Origin of the sequence: Flavobacterium sp. PS2 (assembly GCF_046250155.1) — a bacterium.
GTDB lineage: Bacteria > Bacteroidota > Bacteroidia > Flavobacteriales > Flavobacteriaceae > Flavobacterium.
This window is the reverse complement of the sequence record NZ_CP176426.1, coordinates 1,499,393-1,514,771: the sequence shown is the minus strand read 5'-3', so window position 1 is coordinate 1,514,771 and position 15,379 is coordinate 1,499,393. Positions and strand designations below refer to the sequence as shown.

Sequence of the window (15,379 nt, the reverse complement as noted above, 5' to 3'; positions counted from 1 at the left end):
TATATTTTTAGCCACAGATTAAAATGATTTTATAGATTTCTGTATGAAAAGGATTGCCACGAAGTGCACTAATTTTTTATGTCAATTGAACATAGTGAATGTTCTGATTCGTTAAAATTCGTGCACTTCGTGGCAATCCAAGAAAACAAAAAACTAAAAAAACTTTACTATATGTTTTATACTTTAAAAATCAGTTTCTTTTTATAGAAAACCCAAAGTATAAGTGACCAAAAAATGGCGTATGATATTGCATAAGCTAATGATGCATTCAATGGGTTTTCAAAACAAGGCGTAATTCCAAATTTGTAAATCAAGGCTTGAAGATTGATTTCTTCTGTAGCTATATCTGGACTATGAACTTTAATAGAACTCAAAACTCTAGGGATTATTCCAGAGAAGTAAAAAACAATCATTGGATTTACTCCCCAAATTAAAAATAGTTTAGTCCATTTTTTATAGTTTGCTACATCTATTATATAGTATAATATGGTTAAGCATATTGTAGCTATACCAGCGGTATATAAAACATAAGAACTTGACCAGAGTGATTTGTTTATTGGGAATATTATGTTCCAAAGCATACCGATAACTAAGAGTACAATTCCTGAGATTGCTAATTTTTTTAGAATTTCGGTTTTTGTAATCTGTAAGTTTAATATTTGTCCTATGTACATTCCGAGAATTCCTGTGCCAATAGCTGGTAAAGTACTTAAAATTCCTTCTGGATCCCAAGTTTTAGAGAAACTCCATAAGTGCCCGTTTAAAAGTAAATCGTCTAACCAAGCAGCCAGATTGGTTCCTTTATCAAAATTGGCAGCACCAAATCCGGGAACGGGAACAAAAGCCATCAAAATCCAGTACCCCAATAAAATTGAAGCCGTAACGAGAAGTTGCGTTTTTAAATTTGTTTTTAGATATAAAAGTGAAGTGAAGAAATATACAATTCCGATACGTTGTAAAACACCAGGGATTCTTACGTCTTCAAAGGCTTCTATTTTGCTATATGCTAAGAATAATAATAACGCAAAGATTCCAAAAACGAGGTATGTTTTAATTTTTAAAGTAAAGTTTCCTAAAAGGGCATAGGCTACAGCAAATGTTATACTTAATCTAAGAAGTAACAAAGGGATTCCTTCTAGTCCAAACAATTGAATTCGGCTGAAATAGTTTAAAGATAATCCTAAGCAGAATATACGTAACGAACGAACCAAGATTTTATTAAAAACACCTGAATCAAGATGTTTTGTAGGCATTGCAAACGGGATTGCTGTTCCCATTATAAAAATGAAAAAAGGAAAAACTAAATCGGTAGGAGTACAGCCGTGCCATTCTGCATGTTCTAAAGGCGGATATATAGAAGCCCAGCTTCCTGGGTTATTAACAATAGTCATTAATAAAATCGTAAATCCTCTAAATACATCTAGTGAAATTAAACGTTCTTTTGTCATTGGTTTAGTTTATTTTTTGGTTTCATTAATTATATAAAAGCGTAAACTTTTAATAGTTCTTTATTTTAACTAGGAAAAGAAATTTTACCCATTGATACAGACGGAATTCCTTTGCGTGTTCCAAAATCTGAAGTTCCACCAGAAACAGTTTCGTTTGCTAAAATGGCAAATAATATGGCTTCTTTTGCATCTCCTGAAATTCCTAAAACATCGGTATTTAAAAAAGTACAAGGCAATAGTTCTTTTAGCCAACTTACTAATAATGGATTATGTGCGCCTCCGCCTGACATATAAATCGTAAAACTTTCAACAGGATATGTTGTGTTGTTTATAGCTGTATGTATAGCATTGGCTATAGTTTCGGCACTAAATCGGGTTAGGGTTGCCAATAAATCTTCAACAGAAATATCGTTTGTATTGCTTTGGGTTTGAGCTTTTCTAACATATTCTATATTAAAAAGTTCTGGACCTGTAGTCTTCGGGAAAGATCCAAGGAAGAACTCATCGGCTTTTAAAGCTTCTAAAAGTGAATTGTTTACTTTGCCTTGTTTTGCGATTTCGGCATCTTTATCATAGGCTTTATCAGGAAACGAAAGTCTGGTAAAAGCATCGATTAGTGTATTTCCTGTTCCTGTATCGGTAACAAAAACTTCTTCGGGATTACTGCTTGATGGCAAATAGGTAAAATTTGCAATTCCGCCCATATTAAGCATAATACGATTTTCTCCTTTTTTTCCAAAGAGGAAATAATCGCCATAAACGGCAAGTGGTGCTCCTTCTCCTCCTGCAGCAAGATGCTTTTGACGAAAGTCTGACAGTGTTATAATTCCAGTTTTTACAGCAATATGGTCTCCGTCGCCAATTTGTAAAGTAGCGTTTGGGAATTTTTCTTGTTGGTGTAAAATCTTAGGTGCATGAAAAACAGTTTGACCATGCGAGGCTACCAAATCTACTTTATCGGTTGGAACTCCCCAACGTTCTAAACATTCCAAAATCATGTTGGCATGAAGAACCCCAATCCATTCATTTAATAAAACCAGTTTCTGAAAATCAATGGTTTGTTTAGCAAATACGGTTCTGATTTCTGATTTTATTTCTTCAGAATAATCAATGGTATCGAATTGTACTAATTGAACTTCGGTGTTTTCACCAGAACCAGAGATTTCGCATAGAGCCACATCAAGACCATCCAAAGAAGTACCAGACATTAATCCGATAATAGTTCGGGAAGGTTTTTGAGCAATTTTATACAGTGATTCCAGATTTGTGTTCATGATTTTTGTTTTTAAAAGTTCATTTTAATATCCTTTTTAAACCATGTAAGTAATGTAAGTTCATTTAAGCTGTATTTTGAGGAGACTCTAATATGAACTTATATTTCTTATATGGTTAAATTTAATACAGGTTTTATTTAACCTTTGATTGATATAAATAGAACTGTTTTTTATTTTATAATAGCGTCCTGAATTATTTGCTGAATATCTTCTCGGATTTTTCCTCTAGCTAATTTATTCTCATCATTAATAACTTCGGGATAGGTTCTATTGGATAAAAATACATAAACAATTTCTGTTTCTGGATCAACCCAAGCTATGTTTCCAGTAAATCCGGTATGTCCAAAACTAGATGGAGAAACGCAGGCACACGTAGGACCTTTTTCGTTTATTCTTTTATCAAAACCTAAACCTCTTTGTACTCCTTTGTCAGCGTAATAACAAGTATTAAAGGCATCAAATGTTTGTTTGGAGAAATATTGTTTATTACCATAATTTCCTTTTTGTAAAAATAGCTGCATCATTTTAGCAACATCCATAGCGTTGGAGAAAATTCCAGCATGACCGGCAACTCCGCCTTCCATCGCTGCTGCCATGTCGTGTACATATCCCTGAATAACTTGGTGTCTGAAATAATTATCAATTTCGGTAGGAGCAATGTTACTTCTATCAAATTTGTCTAAAGGATTGTAAAGCGTATTGTTCATTCCGAGTGTGTTGTAGAAATTTTGCTGACTCAGTACTTCTAATTTCTTATGCGTTTTTCTTTCTAAATATTCTTTCAGGATAATAAAGGTAAAATCGCTATATCTGTATTCTTTTTTTAAGGATAAAGGACTATCGGCAATGATTTTCATGATGGTGTCATGATAGTCATTTCTAATAAAAAGATTGTCTGCAACTTTTGTAGAAAAATCAGATTCGGCTACTCTGCGATAGTATTTAGCCGAAGGTTTCCCTTCGCTATCCAGCGTTGCTTTATAAAACGGAATCCAAGCCTGAAGCCCTGCATAATGAGTTAGTAAATCCTTGAAGCTGATATTTTCTTTATTTGTTTTCGCGAAAAGCGGTACCATATCTTTTAATTTGGTATCCAGGTTTACTTTTTCATTATCATACAATTGCATTACGTTAGGCAATGTCGAAATCATTTTTGAAATCGAAGCAACATCGTATAAATCTGAGTTTGTAACTTTTCGGGTATTATCATAGGTTTGACTACCGTATGATTTCTGGAAAATAACACTTCCTTTTCTAGCTACAAGTACTTGCATTCCCGGAGTCATTTTTCCATCAATTGCTTTTTGTGCGACAGCATCAATTTTAGATAAAATAAGCGGATTCATGCCTACATTTTCTGGCTTTGTAAAACCCAAACGATTTATTTTTTCGGTAGTTAAACCATCATTTACATTAAAAGATGAATTGATAGACACAGGTAGTTTTCCTTTGGCAGGGATGGCTCCAAATAATAATTCTGCCGAAACTATCTGGCTGATATCTGAGTTTTGATAAGAAACTACTAATCCTTCAATATCATCAAAATTAGTGATTGGCAATAGTGAATAGGGTTTTGTGAAAATATCCAAAATCACTTTGTTGTGTTTTGCAATTTCTTGTAACCAAATCAGTTCAGTATCTGTGAAATTTTGTTTTTCCCAAGTTTTATTTACTTTGTGAAAACCAATAATAACAAGGTCGTATTTTTTTAATTCTTTATTTAAGCTATCTATGTTCGTGTTGGCAACTTCGGTAACTTCTGTGTATTTTTTTAAAGTAGTAACAAAATCACTGTTAACATCTTCTCCTAGTTTTACATACGCTATCTTTTGTTCTAAATCTTTGATAGGAAGTATTTCCTTTTCATTTTTTAAAACGGTAATAGCGTTTTCGTATAATTTATAGTGCAAAGCATCATTTTGCGGCGGATTAAGCTCGTCGTATATGTTTGCCATATCGATAGGTTTGTATTTGTTTAATCCTGCTTTAAATTTATAATGCAATATTTTTTTTACCGAATGTGCCAAACGTTCCTCGGTAATAACACCTTCGTTATAGGCAACTTCAAGTTTCTGGAATGCTACAGGAACATTTTCTGAACAAAGCAAAATGTCATTTCCTGCAAGTAGTACGGCAATTTCCAGATCCCCAGGACCTTTAAAATTACTTGCGCCTTTCATCGCTAAACCGTCTGTAAAAATTAAACCTTCAAAGCCTAATTCTTTTTGAAGCAGATTAGTTACTACATTATAAGAAGCTGAAGATGGAAGATTTGGTGTTGGTTCCAGACTTGGAATATTAAGATGTGCAACCATAACCGATACTAAACCTTCATCAAAGATTCGTTTGTACGGATATAATTCGATTAATTCAAGTCTGTCTTTTGAGAAATTAACCAAAGGCAATGCATGATGAGAATCTGTTGAGGTGTCTCCATGTCCAGGGAAGTGTTTTCCGGTACTAAAAACACCTTGACTTTGTACCCCTTTCATTAAGGCAATGGCTTTGTCGCTTACATTAACTTTGTCTTCGCCAAATGAACGGTTTCCGATAATAGGATTTTTAGGATTGGTGTTGATGTCAAGAACTGGAGCGAAATTAAAATGGATTCCGATTCGTTTGTTTTCATTGGCCATGTTTCTTCCAACATTTTCAATTAAACTTAAATCCTGAATTGCTCCTAAAGTCATATTCCAAGGATAACGATAAGTTGAGTCTAATCGCATACCCAATCCCCATTCGGCATCAATCCCTACAAACAAAGGAATTTTTGCTTTAGATTGGTACTGGTTGGTTAATTTAGCCTGACGAACAGGACCTCCTTGAAAAAATATAACTCCGCCTACTTTATAATCTTGAACTAATTTATTGATTTGATTGGTATGAACAGAATCTTTATTAGAATAGGCCGAAATCATAAATAGTTGACCTATTTTTTCCTGAACCGACATTTTATTGTAAATACTATCAACCCAAGCAGTTTCTCTGTCTGAATCTTTAAAGAATGTTTTCTTTTCAGATTTATTTGGGGCAACATAAACTACTGTATCTGCTGGGGAGGTATCATTTTTTGAATCTGTAACTGTATTGTTTTTTCTGGAAACGCCACAATTGGTGATTAAAAATAAAAATGTGGCACAAAGGCTAATTTTTATAAAGTAATCTTTCATATCATTATTTTTTGGCAATTGAAAGCTAAGCTTATTTAAAAGCGTTCAATTGATTAGTTAATTAGTTTTGTTTAAAGAGGTTTTAAAAACTTATTTTTTCGCTACTGCGTGAGCTTGTCAGGAATAATCCTAAGTAAGTTATTAAACCATTTAGCACGATTAATTCATTATCAAATACATATCCTGCAAACAATACTTTTGAATTTTCATTTATTAAATACGTGAAGAAAGGAGATAATAAACAGATAAATGGAACGAGTTTATCATTTACATTTCTTGATTTCTGGAACAATCCAAATGCATATAATCCTAATAATGGACCATAAGTGTAGGATGCAACCTTAAATATCATCCCAACTACTGAACTATCATTGATGGAATTAAAAATGATTATTACGAAGAAAATCAATGCCGAGAAACTAATATGAACCAAGTGTCTTGTGCGTACTGAGTTTGTCTTATTGCTATTTTCGGCTTTGTCCATGCCTAAGAAATCGACACAAAAAGAAGTCGTTAATGCTGTTAATGCTGAATCTGTCGTAGCAAATGTTGCAGCAATAATCCCTAATAAGAATACTATTGCCGGAATTGTGGCTAAATGATTTAAGGCTATTTCTGGGAAAAGTAAATCGGTTCTTGGTTTGCCTGTAATTAAATCGGTTGGAATTGCAATTCCGTTTTTGTTAGCATAAATGTATAGTAAAGCTCCAACACTTAAAAAGAAGATATTGATTATAACGAAGATTCCTGTAAAAGTAAACATGTTTTTTTGCGCTTCTCCAATGTTTTTACAGCTCAGGTTTTTTTGCATTAAATCTTGATCAAGTCCTGTCATTGCTATAGTAACAAACATTCCTCCTAATATTTGTTTTATAAAATGAAATTTGCTTCCTAGAAAATCATCAAAGAAAAATATTTTAGAGTAATTACTATTTTTAACTTCTTCAAAAGCACCAATAGCACTTAAATCCATACGATCACAAATAAAATAGATGGTAAGAAAAACTGAGGTAACTAAGAAAAACGTTTGTAACGTATCTGTTATAATAATGGTTTTTAGTCCACCTCTATACGTGTAAGAAAAAATAAGAATTAAGGACATTAATACGGTAAAAGCGAAAGGAATACCATAAAAATCGAATACAAAACGCTGTAATACAATTACCACTAAGTATAGTCTGAATGCTGAGCTAACGGTTCTACTAATCAGGAAAATAGAAGCTGCAGTCTTGTAGCTGTAAAACCCCATTCGTTGTTCTATATATCCATAAATAGAGGTTAAGTTCATTCGGTAATAAAGCGGCAATAATAACTTTGTAATTATTATAAATCCGATTGCATTACCCAATACAAACTGAAAATATTTGAATTGTTCACCACTCGCAGCACCAACTTCTCCAGGAACAGAGATAAAAGTTACTCCGGAAAGAGCAGTTCCTATCATCCCAAAAGCAACTAAATACCATTTTGAGTTTTTATTGGCTGTAAAAAAAGCATCATTTCCATCATCCTTTCGGCTCACTCTATGCGAGATATAGAATAGTGTTCCGAAATAAATGATAATAAGAAGAAGGATAGTACTTGGTGTCATTTTATCTTTTGTGGTTTAGTATTTTATAAATTTACTTGTTGGGCGTAATTAATTTTTAACACATAGAAACATAGATTTTGTAATCTTAAAAAAGGCGTTTCACTTGTTTAAAACACACAGAGTTTGCTATGTGAAAGAAATGTATTTCTCTTCGTATTTTTTTACACATAAAATCTATGTTTCTATGTGTTAAATAAAATTTTCATGAGTTATATCCAACGTGTATAAATCTATAAAAGATTTTGATTAGTTTGGTTATTAAATTTCCAGATCTTTATTTTCTGCCAATAAAACGGCTCTTACACTTTTGTGTTTTTTTAATAATTCTGAAGCTAGTTTCTCATCAATATGAAGTTCTTCTACAATCATTTCTACACCTCTTTGTACTAGTTTTTTGTTAGACAATTGCATGTCTATCATTTTGTTACCGTAAATTCTTCCTAGTTTAATCATAACAGATGTTGAAATCATGTTTAAGACTAGTTTTTGAGATGTTCCTGCTTTCATTCTTGTACTACCTGTAAGGAATTCTGGCCCTACAATTAGCTCTATAGGGTGGTCAGCTTCTTTAGAGATAAGACTTGCGCTATTACAAGAAATACTACCTGTAATGATATTATTTTCTCTTGCTTTTTTTAATCCTCCAATAACATAAGGAGTGTTTCCTGAAGCTGCGATTCCTAAAACAACATCTAAACTCGAAATATCGTAGGCAGATAAATCTCTCCAGGCTTGATCAATATCATCTTCGGCATTTTCTACTGCTTTTCTAATAGCCGAATCTCCTCCTGCAATGATACCAATAATCCAATTGTCTGGAACTCCAAAAGTAGGAGGACACTCAGAAGCATCAAGAATACCGATTCTTCCAGATGTACCTGCGCCTATATAAAATAGTCTTCCGCCAAGTTTCATTTTAGAAACGATAGCATCTACTAATTTCTCAATAGTAGGGATTTGTTTTTCGACAATCTCGGCTACTTTTTTATCTTCATTATTTATATTGGTAAGCAACTCATTTGTGCTCATTTTATCTAAGTTAGAGTAAAGTGATTCACGTTCTGTATCGGGATTTATTTTTGCCATTTTATTTTGTTTTTAGCTAATTTTTTTAATTTTTTAATTTTGTTTGGAACATATTTTATGATTGGGCATCATAAAAAACAGTCCAGAATTTATTTGACAATAAATAAGGGTATGATTTAATAGATTAGGTATTTTGTGCGCATTTTTTTAAATGCTTCTAAATCCTTTTGCCAGGTCTTTCTAATTTTATCTTCAGAAATTCCGCTTTCAATTTGCTGTTGCAATTTTTTTGTTCCAGCAAGTTTTGTAAAAAAAGGATTGAAGAATTTAGTTTTATCACTAGTGTTTTGGTATGCTTTAATCAACCATTTTAATTCTAAACGTGTTAGTTTAGGATATGATGTTAAATCCTCACCAAAGCATTCTTTCCCATTATAAAGCGGGTCTTTGGCTCCAAAATTTGGTTTAGGAGTAAAGCTAAAATTAGTTTTTGTTAAAAAAGGAGAACCATAAATCTGGAATTGTTTCTCGGTTCCACGCCCCATACTTACATTAGTTCCTTCAAAAAGACACAAACTAGCGTATAAGTTTATAGATTGATCATTTGGTAAGTTTGGCGATGGTTTTACAAGCAAGCTATATTCCATTTTTCGGTTATAATCAACACAAGGAATAACGGTTAGCTTACATTGTACTTCATTTTTAAGCCATTTTTCGCCATTAATCATTTGAGCATATTCGCCGATAGTCATCCCGTGAAGTAGTGGGATAGGGTGCATACCCACAAAACTTGTAAATTCTTTTTCTAAAAGTGGCCCATCGACAATACCTCCATTAGGATTTGGTCTGTCAAGAATAATAAGCGGAATCCCGTTTTCTGCGCAAGCTTCCATTACATAATGTAAAGAAGAAATATAGGTGTAAAAACGTGCTCCAACATCTTGTAAATCAAATATCATAACATCGATTCCTGCTAATTGTGCTGTTTTTGGTTTTTTATTATCTCCGTAAAGAGAGATGATTGATAGTCCGGTTTTTGGATCTTTTCCGTCTACAACATGTTCGCCAGCATCTGCAGTTCCTCTAAACCCATGCTCGGGAGCAAAAATGGTTTGAACAGCAATTTTTTTCTCTAATAAAAAATCTACCAGGTGAGTTTTGTTAGTCAAAATCCCTGTTTGATTGGTAACGATTCCTACTTTTTTATCTTTTAATAAGGGTAGGTATTTTTCATAATTATCGGCTCCGGTTTTAATTGCCGGTGCATTTAATTCCTGAGTGTTGTTTTTTGTAATTGTTTGTAATGAACTGGAATATGATGTTGTGTAAAACATTGATGCTACAATAAGAACACATTTAGCTATGAATTTTATCATTTTAAATTACAGTTTAATAGTTAGAAGGCAGAAATTGACTAAATAAAGTTAGATTATTATTTGATTGATATTCTGTATTTTTTTTGATTGTTGTTGTGTGGTTTATTGTAGTAGCGTTTATCTGAGTTTATCAGACTAGGATTTTATTTTCGTCGGTTTATTAATCGATGTCTTCGTTGTACGAAATAATAATTTTAAAATACTACCTCTGGAGTTTTCCATGACCAGAGGTAGTTTATTATTTTGTTAGTATTCAGTTTTTGAGATTCTGAATTACCAACCTGGGTTTTGTTTTAATTCTACCCCTTGAGCTTTGTACAAATCGATATCGTTTGTTGGGATATTCATTAAATAATGTTTGGCTTCAAAGGTTCTTGCATTTGCTGGGTATAATTTAATATATCCGTTACCATCTACTATAACTTGTGTTCCAACAGGTGTACCTATTCTTGCTCCAAGATTTACATCTGTATTTTTTGAAGTATCAAGGTAATCTCCTTTTTTCCAACGGTAAATATCCATTTGTCTAAGCGTTGTCCAGCTCATAAATTCAATTTGACGCTCACGACGTACTTCCCATATAAGAGGGCTAACAGAACCTGAGATTTGCTCTAAAGTAGCCGTTCTTCTTGGGTCATTAATTTGTATTCCTCCAGCAGAAGCATTAGTCCCGTCTGTAGTTAAAGGCGCAATTCCTGCACGGGCACGTACTTTATTGATAGACATATCAAGATCAGTATTTGTAGCAGTACCAAGTTCTGCGCAAGCTTCGGCATAATTTAAATATACTTCGCTTAAAGTAAATACAGGGGCATCAGTATAATTACGTCCTCCTGTAGTAACATCTGGGCCTGTTGTTGCTGGATTGTTGTATAATTCAAACACATATCCAGACATTGAAACTAATGTAGCAGCGCTAAAAGGTTTTCCTTTATATCCGTAACTAGTAGGATTTACAGTTTTACCAAAACGAGGATCTCTATTAGCAAACGTTTTTGTAATATCAGTATCACCAGTATACTGGCTGTTTCCTGCTTGTTGTATAGGTAATCCATTTGTAGTTACATAACTATCGGCAGCCCATTTTGTTAAACCATATTGTATAGTTGATGTGTTGGTATAGTTTTGAAGAGAATGCATTAATACGTTTGATAAATAACGTTTTGTAAGTATTACTTCTGTATTACCAGCTAATTCAACAGAGTTGTAAAGGGATTTCCAATCTGAGTTTAATTTATAACCACCATTGTTCATTACGGCAAGAGATGCTGCTTTGGCTTTGTTAAGATAAGCGCTTCCGTCTTGACCTAAATGGTATTTTCTGTACGTTCCTTCGTAGATACAAATGTTACTTAAAGCAGCATAAGCAGTATATTTATTTACAGTAGTATTTTTATCATCTACCGGAAGTAATAAGTCTATAGCTTCTTCCATATCTTTAATTGCTCTGTCGATAACTTCTGCTCTTGGCATTGCAGGCGAGTATACTGCAGCATCACTTTGGGCTAAAAATTTATCAGTATACGGAACATTCCCCATTTTTTGTACTAAACGGAAATATGTATAGGCTCTGAAAAATTTAGCTACACCTAAATAATGATTCTTTTTTACCTCTGCCATAGGAACGCCAGGTACTTTTTCTATCATTAAATTACAACGACGAATCAGTGTGTAAAATTCATCCCAGGAATACTTATTGGTAGTACTTGCTGTAACAGGCATTTGAAAAAAAGTATAAGCTGCCAGGTTATCATCTACTTTAGAGTCGGTGCCATGGAAATAGAAAGAAGAAACTCCAATTGTTGTCCCGTTGCCGTAACCAAAAAAAGTATCATAATTAAGCCATGAAAATGTTTTTACGTTGTCTTCAGATTGCCAGAAGTTCTCGTTTGTAAATTTATCTGCAGGCTCATCTGTCAGGTAGTCCGAACAACCAACGGCGCTCATTGCCATTATAGTTGCTGCAAACATCAGCTGTAATTTGGATTTTATAATTGATTTTTTCATTTTAAAATTTTTGAATTGTTAGTATTAGAAAGATAGCTCAACACCAAAAGACCATGTTTTGGTAAAAGGATAAGCTCTTCCCCAGAAGATTTCCGATTCGTCAAGTTCAGGATCTACAGGAAGACGGCTATCTGCCCAAGTCACTAAGTTTTCACCCGAAGCATATATTCTTAATTTTTCTAACCCTGCTTTTTTGATGAATTCTTTTGGTAAAGAATAACCAAGAGTAACATTTTTAAGACGTAAATAAGACATATTAAGTAAGTATCTTGTTTGAGTTACGAAGTTATTCATACCTTCAGTACTACCTCCAAAAGCTGTCGATTCGCTACCATAATAAGGATTTGGCCAGTAAGCTCCTGTATTTTCTGGTGTCCAATAGTCTGATTGGTTTGCATACATTTGTTGAGGTGCACGATAGAAAGGTAAAACAGCATCTGAGGCAGCCCAATAATCACGTTTAGCAACCCCTTGGAAGAAACCAGAAATGTCAAGACCACGATATTTTCCACCTAAAGTTACTCCGTATTTGTAACGAGGAGTTGTATTTCCAATTTTGCTTAAATCTCCATGATCGTCTGCAGTTCCAGCTCCACGTGATATAACACCATCACCATTTGTATCTACATAATGTACGTCTCCAGGTCCGTATTTAAAACTACCAAGCATAGTTTTAGAATAGTCAACACCATTTACCGTTTTACCGTTATTGGTAAACACGTCATTAGATTGTAAAAGTCTGTCACTCGTTAAACCCCAGATTTGACCAATTTCATATCCGTCATAATAAGTAGTTAATAATTTAGAGCTATTATTCCATTTAGTAACTACCGATTTGTAATCAGATAAAGCAACATCTACAAAAACTGAAGCACTCTCGCTTAATTGTTTATTAAAGTTTAAAGATAGTTCCCATCCTCTTGTTCTCATGTTCCCTGAGTTTGTTTTAGCTGCATCCTGACCAAAAGAACCTGGAAGCGTTATACCAGGGGCAAGCATTCCTTTTGTATCACGTTGGTACCAATCAAACGAAGCACCAAGCATATCAAATATTCTCACATCTATACCTATGTCTTTTGTATATACTTTTTCCCAAGTTAATGCTGGGTCAACGTTAGTTGGCAAATCTGTAGAAGGAGGTAATACGGCTCCACCATTTATCCACGAAGGATTTTTAGTTTTCATGATAGATAAGAAAGCATTGTTACCAATGTTTTGATTTCCTATAGATCCCATAGAAGCACGTAATTTAAGGTCATTTAACCATCCGCGTGTACCTTCCATAAAACTCTCATTAATAATTTTGTATCCTATAGATGCCGAAGGGAAGAATCCCCATTGTTGGTCTGTAGGGAATTTAGAAGAACCATCATAACGAGCATTTAATTCTAATAAGTAAATTCCGTTATAGTCATAATTTACACGACCAAAGAAACCTGCGATTGAATAAGCTGTTACATCTGGGTTCAAATCAGTATTTGTAGCTCCAGAAACAAATTGTTCTCCTACAGCAAGATTAAATTCTGGTTTTGTTTTGTCCAGAAGTGTGTTTCTTCTTGCATACGTACGAGAAAAATCTTGCCACTCTGAGTTAAAACCTCCTAAGAATTTTAAATTATGTTTGTTAAATTGCTTTTTATAGTTCGCATAAATATTAACAACATTTGTTCTTGTTTCTGCTTTTGATTGTGCTACAAAATCATTTCCTGCTTCAAGAGTTGCAGGTGTAGCTGTTTGTATTGTTGTAGCGTCGTATGGCATAGATGACCAGCTATCCCAAGCCTGAAATTTACCTCCGTTTTGTTTTCTGGAGTAATAATCAGTAACACTGCTTATCTCAGTAATTATATTAAGATCTTTTATAACTTCGGCTGTAAATTTTGCACTTAACCTGTTATTGTATTGATCATTTTCGTTCATAGACGCATTAGATAAATACCCTCCGGCAGTACGGAAATTATATCCTCTATAGGTTCCGAAGTTTGGAGTATATTGTCCCCAACGAAGTGCATAACCAAAATAACCTCCATATTTTGTATCATCAGTACCAGAACCACCATAATAGTTAAATGGCTGATCGTAAGTACTGCGAATAGTCATTACTTTGAAATCTCCTGTAAGCCAATCCGTTAATTTTGTAGTAAATCCTAAATTGATATTTGTTCTCTTTCTAGTTTCCTGATTTACTCTTAACATACCTTGTTGGTCTGTAATTGCAAACGAAGCAAAGAAGGAACTTTTATCTCCCAGATTACCTTGAGCAGAGAAATTATGAGAAGTTTGAAGCGCATTTTTTGCATACATTTCTTTATTAGCATCCCAAACTCTATAGAAATAAGGCGTACCATTTTTAATTTCCCAATCTTCACCATAAACCATTTCATTGCTAGTACGATTGTTTGCATATTTCTCTTTCCAGGTTTTAATTCCGGCAAGTAAAGTGTTGTAATTTGCTCCAAAAAATTCTGGTGTAGAACCATCAGTACGCGTTCCTGCAGCAATTAGTCCAGGAATTTCGTCTGTAGGGTCTAAGAATTGTAATGTAGAAATCGGATTGGTAAAAGCAGTGTTTCCGCTATAAGAAAATCTAACTTTTCCTTCTCCTGTTTTTCCTCCTTTTGTAGTAATAAGTACTACCCCAAAAGCGGCACGAGCACCATAGATAGAAGCCGAAGCTGCATCTTTAAGTACTGTCATCGTTGCTACATCATTAGGGTTGATAAGAGATAAATCTGTAGGAACTCCATCAACCAATATTAAAGGATCGTCAGAGCCGTTAACATTCACAGTTCCAGATCCACGTATGTTTATTTTTGCCATACGATTAATATTCCCTGAGTTAAAACTAACATTTACACCAGGCGTAGTACCCTGTAATGCCTTGCTTATATCAGTTAAAGGTCTGCTGCCAATAGTTTTAGCAACATCTATAGACGCAACAGCACCAGTTACGTTGGTTTTTTTCTGAGAAGAAAACCCTACGACAACTACTTCGTCTAATTTTGAAGCGGTTTCAGAAAGATCAACATTAACCTTTTGTTGTCCCTCTATTTTTACCACCTTAGTTTCAAAACCCATGTAGCTAAAGCTAAGGCTTTCTCCTGGTGATATTGCGATACTGTAGTTACCATCAAAATCAGTAGAGCTACCTTTTGCAGTTCCCTGAATAAGGACACTCACTCCAGGAATAGGAATCCCATCCGCTTTGTTTTTTACAGTTCCGGTTATTGTTTTTGTTTGCCCAAATGTTACTTGAATGAACAAAACCAACAATGAAATAAGGAATAATTTTTTCATGATAATTTGGTTTTTTTAATGGTTGTTGAGCAAATATATTTATTTATTGCATATAAATGCGGTATTTTATATTTATTTTCAAAAATTAACTAAAATAACGCAAAACAATGCAGTTTTTACGTAGTAATACCCTATAAGGTCTATAGGAGATTCAAAATACGCAAACTATTGCATATACTAAGGAGTCCTC

The 15,379-nt window shown here is 33.8% G+C and carries 8 protein-coding genes; all 8 read right to left on the bottom strand.

Annotation, left to right across the window (positions count from 1 at the left end; genetic code table 11):
* Positions 1-176: 176 nt before the first annotated feature.
* On the bottom strand, positions 177-1,448 hold the full coding sequence (locus ACJ6WR_RS06360; RefSeq protein WP_409417373.1) for an acyltransferase family protein: 1,272 nt from the start codon (positions 1,446-1,448) through the stop codon (positions 177-179).
* Positions 1,449-1,513: 65 nt separating this feature from the next.
* Entirely contained in the window at positions 1,514-2,722 is a 1,209-nt protein-coding gene (locus tag ACJ6WR_RS06355) for an anhydro-N-acetylmuramic acid kinase (protein WP_409417372.1), read from the bottom strand.
* Positions 2,723-2,892: 170 nt separating this feature from the next.
* Complete coding sequence (locus ACJ6WR_RS06350) at positions 2,893-5,892, bottom strand: glycoside hydrolase family 3 N-terminal domain-containing protein (RefSeq protein ID WP_409417371.1); 3,000 nt, start codon at positions 5,890-5,892, stop codon at positions 2,893-2,895.
* A gap of 82 nt (positions 5,893-5,974) precedes the next feature.
* Positions 5,975-7,483, bottom strand: coding sequence for a sodium:solute symporter (locus tag ACJ6WR_RS06345; protein ID WP_409417370.1), 1,509 nt, complete (start codon positions 7,481-7,483; stop codon positions 5,975-5,977).
* Between the two features lie 258 nt (positions 7,484-7,741).
* Positions 7,742-8,569: an N-acetylmuramic acid 6-phosphate etherase gene (gene murQ / locus ACJ6WR_RS06340; protein ID WP_039119813.1), complete on the bottom strand. Its 828-nt coding sequence runs from the start codon at positions 8,567-8,569 to the stop codon at positions 7,742-7,744.
* 116 nt (positions 8,570-8,685) lie between these two features.
* A complete protein-coding gene (locus tag ACJ6WR_RS06335; RefSeq protein WP_409417369.1) occupies positions 8,686-9,885 on the bottom strand; it encodes an exo-beta-N-acetylmuramidase NamZ domain-containing protein in 1,200 nt (399 codons plus the stop codon).
* A 273-nt stretch (positions 9,886-10,158) separates the two neighbouring features.
* Positions 10,159-11,892 carry a RagB/SusD family nutrient uptake outer membrane protein gene (locus ACJ6WR_RS06330; RefSeq protein WP_409417368.1) on the bottom strand — a complete coding sequence of 578 codons (1,734 nt, stop codon included), beginning with the start codon at positions 11,890-11,892 and terminating at the stop codon, positions 10,159-10,161.
* A 24-nt stretch (positions 11,893-11,916) separates the two neighbouring features.
* Complete coding sequence (locus tag ACJ6WR_RS06325; protein WP_409417367.1) at positions 11,917-15,189, bottom strand: SusC/RagA family TonB-linked outer membrane protein; 3,273 nt, start codon at positions 15,187-15,189, stop codon at positions 11,917-11,919.
* Positions 15,190-15,379: the final 190 nt, after the last annotated feature.